The following is a 14,526-nucleotide window of genomic DNA, read 5'->3' on the forward strand; positions in this document are numbered from 1 at the left end:
GATCCCGCTCCCGCAAGGCGCTCCCCCGAGGCCTAGGCGTCCCTAACGCGCGAGCGGCCACATCGGCGCCCTCGCTAGTGGCTGACGTCCCGCCCGGAGATCGCCGACAAGGCAGTGACGGCGAGGATCCGCAGGTCGAAAGCCGTCGACATCCGCTCCAGATATTCCCGGTCCAGACGCGCCTTCTCCGGGATCGGCAGCTCGTCGCGGCCGTTGATCTGCGCCCAGCCGGTGAGCCCGGGCCGCAGCGCGTCGACCCCGGCCGCGGTGCGCAGGGCCACCAGGTCGTCCTGGTTGAAAAGCGCGGGCCTCGGCCCCACCAAGCTCATGTCGCCCTTCAGCACGCTCCAGAGCTGCGGCAGCTCGTCGAGGCTGGTGCGGCGGAGGAACCGGCCGAGCGGGGTCACCCAGGCCTGCGGATCGGCCAGGAGGTGGGTCGCCACGTCCGGCGCGCCCAGGCGCATGGTGCGGAACTTCGGCATGCGGAAGATGCGGTTGCGCCGCCCCACCCGCTTCGACCAGTGCAACGCCGCGCCGGGGCTTTCCAGGCGCACGGCGATCGCCAGGCCCAGCAGGAACGGCGAGAGCAACACCAGGCCGGCCACGCCGCCCGCGATGTCCAAGGCCCGTTTCAAAACCGCTCCCCGCAAGCCGCGACGGCCTCAGGCCGCCGTCCGGTCTGCGGTTTTAGGCGCAGCCGTCCCGCGGCGCCAAGCAATCCGGCGTCAGTCGCCCTTGGAGGCCGTGGCCTTCTTCCGGGGCTTGGGCGCGGGTTCCGGCGCGGCCTCGGCAACAGCCTCGACGGTGGCCTGCGGGACCTCGGCGGCCGCTTCGACCGCCTCAGCGGCGTCCGCCACCACTGGCGAGATCGGCGCGGCCATGACATCCGCCGGGTCCGCCAGGGTTTCCACGGCGGTTTCCACAGCCGCTTCCGCCTCGTTGACCTGTTCAGCCGCCGCCTCGACGACCTCCAACTCCGCCGCCAGGACCTCGGTTTCGGCGGTCTCGACCGTATCGACCGCGTCCAGGATCGGATCCGCCAGGACGCGCGGCGTCTGGGCCAGTTCGGCCTGGGCCTTCGCCGACGCGCCGAACAGGGCTTCCAGATTCTCGGTCCGCGTCCAGCGGGTCATCCACCACCAGGCCGAACCGCCCATCGCCGCCGTCGCGAAGAAGCCCCAGAGCGGCGACGCGAACCCCATCGGCACGCGCAGCAGCGCTTCCGGTTTGGCCAGCGGCGAGGCCGCGTCATGGTCAGTTTCGGGCAGGAAGGTCATGGCGGACTCCGGCTAAGCTTTGTGCGTTGCAGCATATCACGCCAGCCGATCTCGCAATTGCGAAATCTGTGTGACGTCACACAATGTGATTGGCGGCGTCCGGGTTCACTTTCGGAGATCGAACAGCCGCGCCGCGCCGCCCTCGCCCAAGGTCTCGGCGGTCCAGCGGCTGACGGATTCCAGCACCGCGCCCAGGCCTTCCGGCGCGCCCATCGCCACCAGGGCGCAGCCGTTCATCTTCAGGGGATCGGTCAAGGGCCGCATCCGCGTCTCGCCGGCCAGCAGCGGCGCGTCGACCTCGTCCTCCAGGTCGCGCAGGAAGCTGTCGAAGGTCTCCAGGTCCTTGAGCGGCAGCCAGACCAGCGCCGCCGCGCGGCGGTTGCGCCGCCGGACCGCCGCCAGGGTTTCGACGATGCGGACGTAGTCGTCGGCGCGCTCGAAGGGCGGGTCGATCAGCACCAGGGCGACGCCTTGGGTGGGCGTCTGCGCTACAGCGGCCTTATAGCCGTCGGCGCACAGGGTTCGCACGCCGCGCCGGCCCCTCAACGCCTCGCGCAGCGCCGCGTGCTCCTCGGGCCGCAGCTCGCAGCCGAGGTAGCTGTCGGCGGGGCGCAAAGCCTCGGAGACCAGCCAGGGCGAGCCCGGGTAGCGCCGCACCGACCCCCCGCCGTTCAGCCGCCGCACCGCCGCCGTCAGCGGCGCGAAGGCCGCCGGCATATCCGCAGCCGTCATCAGCCGCTGGATCCCGGCTTCCGCCTCGCCGGACTTGCGCGCCTCGACGCCCGCCAGGTCGTAGAGCCCGCGCCCGGCATGGGTGTCGACCACCGTCAACGCCGGCCCTTCCGCCTGCAGCCGCGCCAGGAGGTCGAGCAGCACCGCGTGCTTCACCAGGTCGGCGAAGTTTCCGGCGTGGAAGGCGTGACGGTAATTCAAGCGCTTGTCCCGGACAGCTCCGAAGCGGAACCGGCCCCGCGATACCACGTTGGCGCAGCTTGGGTGGAGGCGCCGAATTGGCCCGCGACACGACCGAACTGACCGTTCCGCCGCCACCCGTCCCCAAGGACGAGTTGAAGGCCGCCCACCTCACCTACGTCAGCGACCTCGACCCGGGCTTGAGCCGCCGCAAGGCCGGCCACGGCTTCAACTACCGCGACGCAGATGGCAAGCCGGTGACCGACGAGGCGACGCTGGACCGGATCCGCAAGCTCGCCATCCCGCCGGCCTGGACCGAGGTCTGGATCGCCCCCTCCGAGCGCGGCCACATCCAGGCGACCGGCCGCGACGCCAAGGGCCGCAAGCAGTACCGCTATCACGAGCGCTGGCGGCAGGCCCGCGACGGCCACAAGTACGGCCGCCTGCTCGCCTTCGGCCACGCCCTGCCCCGCCTGCGCGCCCGGATCGAGCATGACCTCGCCCGCCGCGGCCTGCCGCGCGACAAGGTGCTGGCCGCCGTCGTCCGGGTCATGGAGATCACCCTGATCCGGGTCGGCAACGAGGAATACGCCAAGGCGAACAATAGCTTCGGCCTCACCACCCTGCGCCACCGCCACGCCAAGATCGGTTCGCAGAAGGCGGTCTTCGAGTTCCGCGGCAAGAGCGGCAAGGTCCACGCCACCGGCTTTAGCGACCGGCGCCTGGCGCGCATCCTGAAAGCCTGCCAGGACCTACCGGGCCAGCGGCTGTTCCAGTATCTCGACGAGGACGGTCACCGGCATTCGATCGAGTCCGCCGACGTCAACGCCTACATCCGCGACGCGCTCGGCGAGGACTTCTCGGCCAAGGACTTCCGCACCTGGGCCGGGACGCTGGCCGCCGCCCGCGCGCTCAGCACCCTGCGCGCCTGCCAGGGCGACGACCACGCCAAGAGGACCATCGCCACCTGCGTCAAGGCGGTGGCCGGCGTGCTCGGCAACACCCCTGCCGTCTGCCGCGCCGCCTATATCCACCCCGCGATCCTTGAGGCCTACGAGGCCGGCGCCCTCGATCTGAAAGCCTCGTCGAACAGCCGCGCGTTCGAACTGGCCGTCCTTCGGTTCCTGGAGCGCGCCCGCGGCCATAGCGCCTAGCCTTCCCTCGCGTCCCCTGCCTAAGCTCGCCGCAAAACGTCGGGAGGGATATCTGTCATGCTGCCCCAGCGCCTGCGCTTCGGCGCCTTCATCGCCCCGTTCCATCCGCTCGACGAGAACCCGACGCTGGCCATCCAGCGCGACCTGGAGCTGGTCCAGTGGCTGGACCAGCTGGGCTTCGACGAGGCCTGGATCGGTGAGCACCATTCCGCCGCCTATGAGCTGATCGCCAGCCCGGAGGTGTTCATCGCCGCCGCCGCCGAGCGGACCAAGCACATCCGCCTGGGCACCGGCGTCTCTTCCCTGCCCTATCACCACCCCCTGATGCTGGCTGACCGGATCAACCAGCTCGACCACATGACCCGGGGCCGGGTGATGTTCGGCGCGGGTCCCGGCGCGCTGGTCTCCGACGCCTTCATGATGGGCATCCCGGTCGCCAAGCAGCGCGACCGCATGGACGAGGCCCTGGGCTGCATCGTGCGCCTGCTACGCGGCGAGGAAGTCACCCACAAGTCCGACTGGTTCGAGCTCGACCGGGCGCGCCTGCAGATGACGCCCTATTCGCGGCCCAGCGTGGAGATCGCCGTCGCCAGCCAGGTCTCGCCCACCGGGGCGCGAGCGGCGGGCCAGCATGGCCTGGGCCTGCTCTCGCTCGGCGCGACCTCGACCGCGGGGTTCAATGCGCTGGCCTCCAACTGGGCCATCGCCACCGAGCAGGCCGCCGAGCACGGCCAGGCCATGGACCGCAACGCCTGGCGCCTGGTCGGGCCGATGCACATCGCCGAGACCCGCGAGCAGGCCATGGAAGACATCCGCTTCGGCCTGGAAAAGTGGATCTACTACTTCCGCGAGATCGCCAATCTGCCGATCGTCCCGGAGGGCGACGATCCGATCAAGGCCATGGTCGAGACTGGAATGGCCGTGGTCGGCACGCCGGACGACGCCATCGCGCGCCTGGATCAGCTGGTGGAGCAATCGGGCGGCTTCGGCGCCTTCCTGCTGATGGCGCACAACTGGGCTGACTGGGACGCGACGCGGAAGTCCTATGAGCTGATGGCCCGCTACGTCTTCCCGAAGTTCCAGAACCTCAACGACAACCGGGAAGCCTCGATGGCCTGGGTGAAGGAGAACAAGGAGGAGTTCACCACCCAGGTGCGCGGGGCGGTCGGCGCGCGGATCGTCCAGCACATGATGGAGAAGGGAACCGAGAACATCCGCCCGGAGATCGTGGCGCTGATCACCGGCGCCGCGGCCGCCGAGCCGCCGAAGTCGGAGGGCTAGGCGTTCCGCCGCGCGGCCAGGGCGCCGCCGGCCAACGCGCCCGCGAGCGCCAGCGCCATGGAGAGCGCGTACATCGGGTTGAGGATCGCGCCGGTCCCAGCGCTCGCCGTCCCGCTGACCGCGTCCAGCGCCACATAGGCCAGGCCGAGCGCGATGGCGAAGGCGATCGCCTTGCGCGGCGGCCGCCGCCGGCCGAGGACGTAGGCCGCCAGCAGCAACACCAGGAACCCGCCCGGCGGCGCCGACCACATGGCGATCCTGGGCGCCATGGCCTGGTAGAAGGCTCCGGGATGGCCGGGCGCGATGACCCAGGCGTAGACGCTGATCGCCAGGGTGGTCAGCGCCAGGTTCGCCGCCAGCGCCAGGAGGGCGGCGGCCACCGCCTTCAGGGAGTCGATCGGCCGCATCGCCTCGCCGCCTCCGCTGCTAACGCCGGTAGGAGAAGCCCACCCGGAAGGTGAAGGGCTCCGACAGGCTGGTGACGAAGTTGGCGGTCTTGCCGGTGGAGATGTTGGCGTTGGCGACGTTGTCGATGGCCACATAGATCTCCTTGGCTGGCCCCAGGCTCCAGGCCCCGCGCAGATCGAGCTCGGCGCCCGGCGGCAGGCGCCGCGTGTTCTGGTCGTCGTCGAACGACGTCGAGACATAGCGCATGAAGCTGGAGAGGGTCAGCTTGTCGGTCGTCCGCCAGTCGAGGCCCGCGGTCGCGGTCCAGGCCGGCGTCTGGGCGGGTTTCAGGCCGGTGAGCTGCGGCGCGACCTCCTCGCCATCGACGCGCGCGTGGGTATAGGCGAAGGCCGCCCGCCAGGAGAGCGAACTGATGATGTCGCCGTTGGCGTCGCCTTCCACGCCATAGGCGTTGATCTGGCCGGCGTTCTCCCGCTGGAACAGCGTGCCCCCGGCCGAGATGAAGCCAGCGATCGGCAGGGCGGCGATGACGCCGGGCCCTTTGCCGATGGTGACGTTGGTCACCGGGTCCTTGAGCTGGTTGTAGAACAGGGTGAGCTGCCAGTTGGCGAAGCGGTCGCCGCCCAGGCCGGCCTCGACGCCATAGAGCTTCTCCGGCCGCAGCAGCGGGTTGGCCTCGGTCACGTCGTTGCCCACCCGGAACGGACGGTCCAGCTCGTTCAGGGTTGGGGCGCGGAAGCCGGCGTAGGCGGCGGTGCGGACCCACAGGTCCGGATCGATGGCGTAGCGGGCGCCGATGCGGCCGGTGGGCACCGTCCCGTCCGCTTCGGGCGTGGGGTTGTTCAGGGTGACCGCGCCGGTGGCCAGCACATATTCCCGGCGCTGGGAGTCGGTGGACTGCCAGTAGTCCTCGCGCACGCCGGCGGTGACCAGCCACGGGCCTTGGGCGTAGGCGCTCTCGATATACGCGCCGCCGACAAAGGTCTGGCCGCCGGCGATGCGCCCCATGGTGTACTGGTTGCTGACCGCCTTGAAGAGCTCGTGGTCGGTGCCCAGCGCCCAGCGCGCGTCGGCGCCGAACTGCCACGAGACCGGGCCCCAGTGCTCCTGCAGCTCGGCGTTCAGGCCATAGCCCTCGGCGGGCGTCGAATATTCGTTGTTGGCGGGCGTGGTGCTCGACCGGTCCGGCGCCACGGACACCGAGGTGTTGGCCAGGTCGCTGGAGCGCGCCCAAGCCTGCAGCCGCCAGCCGCCGATGATCCCGCTGTCCGGATCGGCCAGGGTGAAGGTCTCGGAGGTCCCCTTGGCGTCCGAACGCGCGCCCTCCAGGCCCGCGCCACGGCGCTCCTCGAAGGTCTCCAGCCGCACCGCCGCCTGCACGCCGTTGAAGTCGTGCTGCACGCGGATCGAGGCGTTGGCGTCCTCCAGGTCCAGCGGCCGGTCGGCGGGGCCGGGATTGGTCCGCACCGGGATATAGCCGTCGGTGGTCTCCGCCGAGGCGGTGATCAGCACGCTGGGCGTACCGCCGGACACCGCCGCGCGGTAGCTGTTGCGCTCGCCCACCGAGAGGTCGAGCGCGCCCAGGCCGTCGCGCGCGCCGCGCTCGGTCAGGGCCACGACACCGGTCAGGGCGCCCGCGCCATAGGGCCCCGCGCCCGCTCCACGGACGATGGTCGCGCCCTCGATGCCTTCCGAGGGCAGAGCGGTCCAGATCACCCAACCGCCGAACGGGTCGTTCACCGGCGCCCCGTCCAGGGTCACCAGCGCGCGGCTGGCGCCCGATCCTGCGATGCTGCGCAGCGAGACGCCCTGGGTCGTCGGGTTGGCGGACAGCGAGCTGGTGCGGCGGAACAGCGAGAAGCCCGGGGAGGTCTCGAGCGCCTGGTCGATGCGCGGTTCTTCCTTCAGGGTCTCCGGCGTGATCTGCACGGCGCTGAACACCGCCTCGCCGCCGAGCGGCGGCAGCCGCGGCGGATAGACCACCACCACCTCGACGGAAGGTGCGGGCGGTGGCGGTGGCGCGACATCGGCCATAATCGAAAATTCCCCCCGTCGCGCCCCATACTGGGCTTTCGACGAGGTTAGGGCTAATCAGCGACGATGCCGAGCGCAACAGCCAAGGTCGCCATCGTCACCGGCGCGGGAAGCGGGATTGGCCGGGCTGTGTCCCTGGCGCTACTGGCCGCCGGCTGGTCGGTGGCGCTCGCCGGCCGCCGGGCCGAGCGCCTGCAGGAGACCGTCGACCAGGCCGGTGAGGCCGCGGGACGCGCCCTGTCGCACGTCGCCGACGTCGCCGATCCGGCCGCGGTCGCGGGCCTGTTCGACGCCACGAAGGCCCGCTTCGACCGGCTGGACCTGCTGTTCAACAACGCCGGGACCGGCGCGCCGCCGGTTCCTCTGGAGGACCTCACCTTCGACCAGTGGAAGCGGGTGGTGGACGCCAACCTCACCGGCGCCTTCCTCTGCACCCAGGCGGCGTTCCGGCTGATGAAGGACCAGGACCCGCAGGGCGGGCGGATCATCAACAACGGCTCGACCTCGGCGCATGCGCCCCGGCCGCGCTCGGTCGCCTACACCGCCACCAAGCACGCCGTCACCGGCCTGACCCGCTCCACCGCGCTGGACGGGCGCGCCTACAACATCGCCTGCGGCCAGATCGACATCGGCAATGCCGCCACCGAGATGACCCAGCGGATGAGCCAGGGCGTCATGCAGGCCAACGGCGCGATCGCCGTCGAGCCCACCATGGACGTCGCCGCCGTGGCCGATGCGGTGCTCTACATGGCCGGCCTGCCGCTGGAGGCCAACGTCCAGTTCATGACGGTGATGGCGACCAAGATGCCGTTCATCGGCCGGGGCTGACCGCGCCGCGCCGCTCTCCGGGCAGGCCGAGCCCGCATCTTGTGCATTGCAGTATTTCTGATGCCGCGCCGCACAATTTTCGATGGAACGGTACGGAATCGTCGCTATACGTCTCAATCAGGCGATCAGGCCGACGTCAGTATCCGGCCGCCGCCGAAGAGGAACGCCGTGAAAGGGGTTGTCAGCAACCTCAATCCGGAAACCGAAACATGACCCGTATTATGATCCTCGCGGCCTCGGCCGCCCTGCTCGCCGGTTCGGCGAGCGCCCAAGTCGCCGGCCAGACCATTCGCGTCTCCACCGAAGGCAAGACGCCGGTGCAGATCCGTGCGGAGGTCTTCCAGGCCGCCCGCAAGCTCTGCCAGGTGGAAGTGCCAGGCTACGCCTTCCGCGTCGACGAGGCCCGCGCCTGCATCGACCGCACGGCGCGCGTGACCCTCGAGCAGTCGCACGACCCGGCGGTGCGCGTCGCCTCGCGCTAGCCGCCTCTGATCTCTAGTCGGCGAACTGCGGGCTTCGTTTCTGCAGGTTCGCCATCACGGCCTCGACCTGGTTGGGCGAGCCGATCAGCGCGCCCTGCTCGCGGCTTTCCTCGCGCAGCACGGTGTGCTGGTCGGCCTCGGCCGCCAGGTTGAGCAGCCGCTTGCCGGCGCGGATCGCCTGCGGGTTCTTGCCGGCGATCTCGGCCGCCAGCGCCAGGGCCTCGGCGTGGGGATCGGCGCAGACCCGTGTCGCCAGCCCAATGGCCACCGCCTCCTCGCCGCCGAAGATGCGGCCGGTCCAAGTGAGCTCCCGGGCCACGTCGTCGCGCACCAGGCCGCGCATCAGCACCATGCCGGCCATGTCGGGCACCAGGCCCCACTTGATCTCCAGCACCGCCAGCTTCACGTCCGGCGTCACGAACCGCAGGTCGCAGCCCAACGCCAGCTGGAAGCCGCCGCCGAACGCCACTCCGTGCACCGCCCCGATCACCGGGACCGGGATCTCGCGCCAGACCATGCAGGCGTGTTGGGCGCGGTTCGACCCGCCCTCGGTGCGCTTGGCGGTCAGCAGGCCCTCGCCGCCACCGCCCTGGCCCCGCGCGCCGGACGCCATCTGCTGGAAGCTGCCCATGTCCAGCCCGGCGCAGAAGGCGCGGCCCTCGCCGGACAGCACCACCGCACGCACGCCCGCCTCGGTCTTCAGCCGTTCGCCGGTGTCGATCAAGGCGCTGAACATGGCGTCGTCCAGGGCGTTCATCTTGTCGGCGCGGACCAGGCGGACGTCGGCGACGCCATCCCTGATCTCCACTGTCACCCGCTCGTCGCTCACCCGCTGGTCCATGGAAGCCTCCTCGAGAGTCCGGTCAGGCCGCGGCCAGGCCGTAGCCGGCGCGGGGGAAATGCACGTGCACCAGGTCGAGCTCGCCGGCGTCGCGGGCGATGACGATCCGTTCGGCGTTGACCGCCACCAGCCGCCCGGCGACCGGATCGCGGCCATAGTCGTCGGCGCGCACCACCACCTCGGCGCCGCAGGCCAGCCGCGAGGGATCGTGCGCGTCGTTGGGCGGCGGGTTCGCGGGGCTGGCGGCCTGGGCCGCGCGCAGGGCCTCGGCGCCGGTCATCTCTTCGCGCCGGCCATGGCCGAGGGCCTTCATCCGCTCCCGCCAGCCAAGCGTCTTGGTCAGGCCGTCCAGCAGGACGCGGGCGGCTTCCGGCGCGGCGCGGCCCAGCCACCAGACGTTCATGTAGGCGGCGATGTCGGCCAGGGACGGCGTCGATCCGCCGAGGAAATCGTTGCTGGCCAGGCCGCGCTCGATCCAGGCCGCATGCGCCCGCCACTGGGCCCGCATCGGCCCGGCCACCGCCTTCATGGCCGCCAGGTCGAAGGGCCGGCCCGACAGCTTCTCGCGGTCGGCGATGAAGGCGGCCGGCACATCGTCAGCCGTCTCGCCGAACACCACCGCCACGGTGATCTGGAAGAACAGCCGGTCGGCCCACAGGTTGACCGCCCAGTCGGCGCCGCGCACCACCGGCGGCCGCGGATAGCGCGCCTCCAGCTCGGCCAGGATCACCTGGGTGTCGCAATAGACGTCGGCGCCGATCTGCATCACCGGGATGCGCCGGTAGCCGCCGGTCAGCGGGATCAGCTCCGGCTTGGGCATGATCACCGGCTGGATCACCGAGCGCCAGGGCAGCGCCTTGACGCCCAGCATGACCCGCACCTTCTCCGAGAAGGGCGAGGTGTCATAGTGGTGCAGGATGATATCGCTCATGTGGCCATGGTCTCCGAGCCGGCCGGCGCGTGGCGGACCTGGGCGGCCTTGGCGGCCTGGAACGCCGGACGCGTCTGCAGCCGCGCCCAATAGGCCGCTGTCTGTGGCTTGAATTCGGCAGAGAGGCTGAGTTGCTCAGCCAGCAGCAGGGCGTAGCCGACCGAGATGTCCGCCGCCGTGAACCGCCCGGCGCAGAGGAATTCCTCGGTCTCCATCGCCCGGTCCACGGCGCGCAAGCGCGCCAGGAACCACTTGGCGTAGTCGTCGGCCGCCGCCTCCGCCCGCCCGGGCTCGAAGGTCCGGTAGCGCAACACCAGGGTCTGCGGGAAGGTCAGCGTCGCCTCGCCGAAATGCAGCCAGTTCAGCCAGGCTCCGTACGCCGCCTCGCCCGGCTCGACGCCGAGCGAATTGGGGCCGTCGCGGGTCGCCAGGTACTGCACGATGGCGGCGGACTCGGTCATGAAGGTCTGGCCGTCCTCCAGCGCCGGGACGGTGCCCAGCGGGTTGATCGCCATGAATTCCTTGGCACGGTAGCGCGGCGGGAACGGCATCACCACCAGCTCATAGTCCAGTCCCAGCTCCTCCAGAGCCCAAAGCGGGCGGAACGAGCGGGCATCGACGCAGTGATAGAGACGGATGGTCATCAGCCCTTGCGCTTCGCATAGTTCGGCGGCCGCTTCTCCAGGAAAGCGCGCACGCCCTCCTGGAAGTCGCCGTCCTGGCTGGCCAGGATCTGGTTGCGGTCCTCCATGGCGATGGCGGCCTCCAGGCCCTGGGCGTCAATGGCGTGGTTCAGGGCTTCCTTGGTCAGGCGCAGGCCTAGCGGCGTGGCGCGCAGCATGTCGTCGACGAAGCCCTGCGCCTCCGCGGCGAGCCGGTCCTTCTCGACGATCCGGCTGACCAGGCCAAGCTGGTAGGCCCGCTCGGCGTCGATGAAGCGGCCGGTCAGCATGTGCTCGGCGGCCACCGACGAGCCCACCATGCGCGGCAGGAAGTAGCTCACCCCGATGTCGCAGGCCGACAGGCCGATGCGGATGAAGGCCGCGTTCATCCGGGCGCTCGGCGTGGCGATCCGCACGTCGCTGGCCAACGCGAGCGCGAAGCCGCCGCCGGCCGCCGCCCCGTTCACGCACGCCACGATCGGCTGCGGACAGCGGCGCATGGCGATGACGATCTCGCTGATCTCCCGCTGGCGCGTGAGCCCGGCCCCCACCGAGCCTGAGGCCTGCGGATCGCCCCGCTCCTTCAGGTCCAGCCCGGCGCAGAAGGCTTCGCCCGCTCCGCCCAGCACCACCACGCGCACGTCGCGCCGCCAGTAGAGGCCGACAAAGAACTCGCGCAGCTCGGTCACCAGGCTGCGCGACAGCGCGTTCAGCCGCCCGGGCCGGTTCATCGTCGCCCAGACGACCTCGCCCTCCTGCCGAAGCTCCAGGTCGGCCATCAGGCGACGTCCTTGAGCCAGGGGACCAGGAGGCCGGTCACCTCGGCGGGCCGCTCCTGCTGGGTCCAGTGGCCGCAGCCTTCCAGCACGTGGACGCCGCGCAGGTCGGTGACGTGCTTCTTCATCGTCGCGCCCGGATCGTCGATGCGGCCGAAGCCGTTGAACGCCGGGTCCTTGTCGCCGCCGATCAGCAGGGTCGGCATGTCCAGGGTGCGGCCCTTGAACTGCTGCAGCCAGGCGAAGTCCCGCTCATGATTGCGGTAGCGGCTGATCGGCCCGAAGAACCCGGAGCCCTCGAATTCGCCGACGTAGTAGTCGAGATCCTGCGGCGTCATCCAGGCCGGGAAGACCTCGGGGTCGATCAGGCCCGCAAGCAGCGACTCGCCATGCTTCTTGTGCGCGCTCATCCCGGCCGGGGATTCAGCGCTGGCCCAATAGTAGAACTTGCGCAAGAAGCCGCGCACATCCGCCTGAGCCTCCGCTTCGGGCGGTCCCACGTCCTGGAACCAGGCCTGATAGAAGAAGCGGGCCTTGTCGGTGAAGGCCTCTTTGAAAATCTCGGTGAACGGCCGGTTCGGTATGCCGGAATAGGCCACCGACAGCCCCGCCACGGCGCGGAACGCCTCGGGGCGCGAGAGGGCCGAATTCCAGACGATGGGCGCGCCCCAGTCGTGGCCGATCAGGATGGCTGGGGCGTCCGGCTGCAGGGCGCGGGCCACGCCCGCCACGTCGGCGGTCAGGCTCTCCATGTCGTAGGCGGCCACGTCGCCGGGCTTGTCGGAGCTGCCGTACCCGCGCACGTCGATCGCCGCCGCCGTGAAGCCCGCCTCGGCGATGGGGCCGAGCTGGTGGCGCCAGGAATACCAGCTCTCCGGGAAGCCGTGGACCAGGACCACCAAGGGCCCCTCGCCCTCGACGGCCACGCGAAGTTTCGCCTGTCCGGCGTCGATGGTGCTGAATTGCGGCATTCGCCTGCTCCCTATGGCGGCCATGCAAAGCCGCTGGGCGCGGTCCTGGCAAGGGTGACGGCGCGGCGCCCGCGTGCCAGCATCGGCGCAAACCGGAGGCGCTTCAGCGTGGACGAGCTCGATTTCAGGGCCAAGGGCGTGCTCGTCGTGGGCGGCTCCAGCGGCATCGGCAACGGCATAGCCCACGCCTTCGCCGAGCGCGGCGCGGCGGTCCATGTCTGGGGCACGCGGCCAACGACGGCGGACTATGCCGGCGTCGAGGGCTCCGACTTGGACGGCCTGGCCTACGCCTGCGTCGACGTTGGCGACCGCGCCCAGATCGCCGCCGCCGCCGGGCCGCCGGCGCTCGACATCCTGGTCCTCTGCCAGGGGACCGTCGTCTACAAGCGCGGGGAGTTCCAGCCGGATGGCTGGGACCGGGTGATGGCGGTCAACCTCGACAGCCTGATGGCCTGCGCCATGAAGTTCCACGATGCGCTGGCGGCGCGCCGGGGCGTGATCATCATCGTGAGCTCGGTCTCCGGCTTCACCGCCAACCGCGGCAACCCGGCCTACGCGGCTTCCAAGGCCGGCGCGGTCAGCCTGACCCGGACCCTCGGCCAGGCCTGGGCGCCCGACGGGATCCGGGTGGTGGGGCTGGCGCCCGGCCTGGTCGACACCAAGCTGACCAAGGTCACCACCGAGCATCCCGGACGGCTGGAGGTCGCCCTGCGCTCCATCCCGCTCGGCCGGATGGGCACGCCCAGGGACATGGCCGGCGCGGCCTTGTTCCTCGCCTCGCCGCTGGCGGCCTATGTGGTCGGCCAGACCCTGGTGGTGGACGGAGGGCTGTCGCTGTGAGCGCCTCCGCCAGGGGAGCGCCGGGGCGGTCCGTCGAGGGCCTGACCGCCTTCATCACCGGCGCGGCCAGCGGCATGGGCCGCGCCACCGCCGAGGTGTTCGCCGCCGAGGGCGCGCACGTGGCGCTGTCGGACATCGCCGGCGAGGCTGTGGGCGAAGTGGCGGACGACCTGGTCCACCGGGGCTTGAGCGCCGAGGCCTGGATGCTCGACGTGGCGGACGGACCGGCCATCGCGACGGTCGTGGCCGCGGCGGCGGCGCGCTTCGGCGGCCTCGACATCGTCGTCAACAACGCCGGCGTCAGCGGATTTTCCGCTATCGATTCAGATGACTACGAACATGTCTGGGCGCGCGCGCTCGGCGTTCTCTTGACCGCGCATCAGCGGATCGTCCGCGCCGCCCTGCCGCACCTGCGCCGTTCGTCCAGCCCACGCATCGTCAACATCGCCTCCACCGAGGCCCTGGGCGCCACCGCCCGCGACAGCGCCTACGCCGCGGCCAAGGCGGGCGTCACCGGCCTGACCCGCGCGCTGGCGGTCGAGCTCGGCCGCGAGGGGATCACCGTCAACTGCATCTGTCCGGGGCCGATCCTCACCGGCATGACTGAGGCCATCCCCGAGGCTGACCGCGCGACCTTCGCCAAGCGGCGCACGGCGCTCGGTCGCTATGGCCGGCCCGACGAGGTGGCGCACATGACCCTGAGCCTATGTTTGCCGGCAGCGTCCTACATTACCGGCGCGGTGATCCCGGTGGACGGCGGCCTGATGGCCCGGAACGCCTAATCGCAGGACCCGAACGTCACTCGGCCGCGATAATTGTCTCTTCGTGATGTTCACCGCCGAGGCCAATCTCCGGATGCCGCTGGACAAGCTCGGACCGCTCGGCGGCGAGGCGCTCCCAGGTATTCGCCATTTCCAGAAGCTGGTCCCGCTGCGGACCCGCCACGCCGGCGGCGAGCTGGCGACATTCAACAGCGTGTTGACGGTACTCGGACGCTTTCTTCAACCCGGAACTCCAGACGCTGCAAGGCTCCCGATCCACGGGAGCCATCCCGTGCAACGCCTCACCGCCGGATAGGATGCATCCGACGCGCCGCTTGCCAGACGGCGCATCCGGGCGAACACTCCCG

The 14,526-nt window shown here is 70.7% G+C and carries 17 protein-coding genes; 6 read left to right on the top strand and 11 right to left on the bottom strand.

What is annotated here, in order from left to right; all coding sequences use genetic code 11:
• Positions 1-74: 74 nt before the first annotated feature.
• The 3 genes from E8A49_RS22670 to rlmJ all read right to left on the bottom strand — a co-directional run bounded on the left by E8A49_RS22670 (position 75) and on the right by rlmJ (position 2,210).
• Positions 75-635, bottom strand: a complete 561-nt coding sequence (locus E8A49_RS22670) for a sugar transferase (RefSeq protein WP_293386578.1) — start codon at positions 633-635, stop codon at positions 75-77.
• Between the two features lie 90 nt (positions 636-725).
• Positions 726-1,277, bottom strand: coding sequence for a hypothetical protein (locus tag E8A49_RS22675; protein WP_293386579.1), 552 nt, complete (start codon positions 1,275-1,277; stop codon positions 726-728).
• A gap of 105 nt (positions 1,278-1,382) precedes the next feature.
• Entirely contained in the window at positions 1,383-2,210 is an 828-nt protein-coding gene (gene rlmJ, locus E8A49_RS22680; protein ID WP_293386580.1) for a 23S rRNA (adenine(2030)-N(6))-methyltransferase RlmJ, read from the bottom strand.
• A gap of 77 nt (positions 2,211-2,287) precedes the next feature.
• Here rlmJ and E8A49_RS22685 point away from each other — a divergent pair, with 77 nt between their 5' ends.
• On the top strand, positions 2,288-3,343 hold the full coding sequence (locus E8A49_RS22685; RefSeq protein WP_293386581.1) for a DNA topoisomerase IB: 1,056 nt from the start codon (positions 2,288-2,290) through the stop codon (positions 3,341-3,343).
• 57 nt (positions 3,344-3,400) lie between these two features.
• On the top strand, positions 3,401-4,624 hold the full coding sequence (locus E8A49_RS22690) for an LLM class flavin-dependent oxidoreductase (protein WP_293386582.1): 1,224 nt from the start codon (positions 3,401-3,403) through the stop codon (positions 4,622-4,624).
• Here the strand turns inward: E8A49_RS22690 and E8A49_RS22695 are convergent.
• Together E8A49_RS22695 and E8A49_RS22700 are read right to left on the bottom strand one after the other, a co-directional pair.
• Positions 4,621-5,031: a hypothetical protein gene (locus E8A49_RS22695; RefSeq protein ID WP_293386583.1), complete on the bottom strand. Its 411-nt coding sequence runs from the start codon at positions 5,029-5,031 to the stop codon at positions 4,621-4,623. The two genes, E8A49_RS22690 and E8A49_RS22695, sit on opposite strands and share 4 nt — an antisense overlap.
• Positions 5,032-5,050: 19 nt before the next feature.
• Positions 5,051-7,066, bottom strand: a complete 2,016-nt coding sequence (locus tag E8A49_RS22700; protein ID WP_293386584.1) for a TonB-dependent receptor — start codon at positions 7,064-7,066, stop codon at positions 5,051-5,053.
• A 66-nt stretch (positions 7,067-7,132) separates the two neighbouring features.
• Here E8A49_RS22700 and E8A49_RS22705 point away from each other — a divergent pair, with 66 nt between their 5' ends.
• Both E8A49_RS22705 and E8A49_RS22710 read left to right on the top strand, forming a co-directional pair.
• Positions 7,133-7,894, top strand: coding sequence for an SDR family oxidoreductase (locus tag E8A49_RS22705; RefSeq protein ID WP_293386585.1), 762 nt, complete (start codon positions 7,133-7,135; stop codon positions 7,892-7,894).
• 209 nt (positions 7,895-8,103) lie between these two features.
• On the top strand, positions 8,104-8,376 hold the full coding sequence (locus E8A49_RS22710; protein WP_293386586.1) for a hypothetical protein: 273 nt from the start codon (positions 8,104-8,106) through the stop codon (positions 8,374-8,376).
• A gap of 13 nt (positions 8,377-8,389) precedes the next feature.
• Here the strand turns inward: E8A49_RS22710 and E8A49_RS22715 are convergent, their stop codons facing one another.
• From E8A49_RS22715 to E8A49_RS22735, 5 genes are read right to left on the bottom strand one after another with little or no spacing between them, the layout of a single operon-like run.
• Positions 8,390-9,217, bottom strand: a complete 828-nt coding sequence (locus E8A49_RS22715; RefSeq protein ID WP_293386587.1) for a crotonase/enoyl-CoA hydratase family protein — start codon at positions 9,215-9,217, stop codon at positions 8,390-8,392.
• Positions 9,218-9,239: 22 nt separating this feature from the next.
• Complete coding sequence (locus E8A49_RS22720; RefSeq protein WP_293386588.1) at positions 9,240-10,148, bottom strand: glutathione S-transferase family protein; 909 nt, start codon at positions 10,146-10,148, stop codon at positions 9,240-9,242.
• Complete coding sequence (locus E8A49_RS22725) at positions 10,145-10,792, bottom strand: glutathione S-transferase family protein (protein ID WP_293386589.1); 648 nt, start codon at positions 10,790-10,792, stop codon at positions 10,145-10,147. Before E8A49_RS22725 ends, E8A49_RS22720 begins: the two co-directional genes overlap by 4 nt.
• Positions 10,792-11,589 carry an enoyl-CoA hydratase/isomerase family protein gene (locus E8A49_RS22730; protein WP_293386590.1) on the bottom strand — a complete coding sequence of 266 codons (798 nt, stop codon included), beginning with the start codon at positions 11,587-11,589 and terminating at the stop codon, positions 10,792-10,794. The genes E8A49_RS22725 and E8A49_RS22730 overlap by 1 nt, the downstream gene beginning before the upstream one ends.
• Entirely contained in the window at positions 11,589-12,557 is a 969-nt protein-coding gene (locus E8A49_RS22735) for an alpha/beta hydrolase (protein WP_293386591.1), read from the bottom strand. Before E8A49_RS22735 ends, E8A49_RS22730 begins: the two co-directional genes overlap by 1 nt.
• A gap of 108 nt (positions 12,558-12,665) precedes the next feature.
• Here E8A49_RS22735 and E8A49_RS22740 point away from each other — a divergent pair, with 108 nt between their 5' ends.
• Together E8A49_RS22740 and E8A49_RS22745 are read left to right on the top strand one after the other, a co-directional pair.
• Positions 12,666-13,397 (top strand): SDR family NAD(P)-dependent oxidoreductase, encoded by a 732-nt coding sequence (locus tag E8A49_RS22740; RefSeq protein WP_293386592.1) that lies wholly within the window; start codon positions 12,666-12,668, stop codon positions 13,395-13,397.
• Entirely contained in the window at positions 13,394-14,179 is a 786-nt protein-coding gene (locus tag E8A49_RS22745) for an SDR family NAD(P)-dependent oxidoreductase (RefSeq protein WP_293386593.1), read from the top strand. Before E8A49_RS22740 ends, E8A49_RS22745 begins: the two co-directional genes overlap by 4 nt.
• Positions 14,180-14,195: 16 nt before the next feature.
• Here the strand turns inward: E8A49_RS22745 and E8A49_RS22750 are convergent, their stop codons facing one another.
• On the bottom strand, positions 14,196-14,402 hold the full coding sequence (locus E8A49_RS22750; protein ID WP_293386594.1) for a hypothetical protein: 207 nt from the start codon (positions 14,400-14,402) through the stop codon (positions 14,196-14,198).
• Between the last annotated feature and the right edge of the window lie 124 nt (positions 14,403-14,526).

Origin of the sequence: Phenylobacterium sp., assembly GCF_004799515.1 — a bacterium.
Taxonomy (GTDB): Bacteria; Pseudomonadota; Alphaproteobacteria; order Caulobacterales; family Caulobacteraceae; genus Phenylobacterium.

Bases quoted from the DNA above. Each gene is read 5' to 3' on its own strand.
- E8A49_RS22675 (WP_293386579.1), bottom strand. From the start codon at position 1,277: ATGACCTTCCTGCCCGAAACTGACCATGACGCGGCCTCGCCGCTGGCC.
- E8A49_RS22690 (WP_293386582.1), top strand. From the start codon at position 3,401: ATGCTGCCCCAGCGCCTGCGCTTCGGCGCCTTCATCGCCCCGTTCCAT.
- E8A49_RS22695 (WP_293386583.1), bottom strand. From the start codon at position 5,031: ATGCGGCCGATCGACTCCCTGAAGGCGGTGGCCGCCGCCCTCCTGGCG.
- E8A49_RS22700 (WP_293386584.1), bottom strand. From the start codon at position 7,066: ATGGCCGATGTCGCGCCACCGCCACCGCCCGCACCTTCCGTCGAGGTG.
- E8A49_RS22705 (WP_293386585.1), top strand. From the start codon at position 7,133: ATGCCGAGCGCAACAGCCAAGGTCGCCATCGTCACCGGCGCGGGAAGC.
- E8A49_RS22710 (WP_293386586.1), top strand. From the start codon at position 8,104: ATGACCCGTATTATGATCCTCGCGGCCTCGGCCGCCCTGCTCGCCGGT.
- E8A49_RS22715 (WP_293386587.1), bottom strand. From the start codon at position 9,217: ATGGACCAGCGGGTGAGCGACGAGCGGGTGACAGTGGAGATCAGGGAT.
- E8A49_RS22720 (WP_293386588.1), bottom strand. From the start codon at position 10,148: ATGAGCGATATCATCCTGCACCACTATGACACCTCGCCCTTCTCGGAG.
- E8A49_RS22725 (WP_293386589.1), bottom strand. From the start codon at position 10,792: ATGACCATCCGTCTCTATCACTGCGTCGATGCCCGCTCGTTCCGCCCG.
- E8A49_RS22730 (WP_293386590.1), bottom strand. From the start codon at position 11,589: ATGGCCGACCTGGAGCTTCGGCAGGAGGGCGAGGTCGTCTGGGCGACG.
- E8A49_RS22735 (WP_293386591.1), bottom strand. From the start codon at position 12,557: ATGCCGCAATTCAGCACCATCGACGCCGGACAGGCGAAACTTCGCGTG.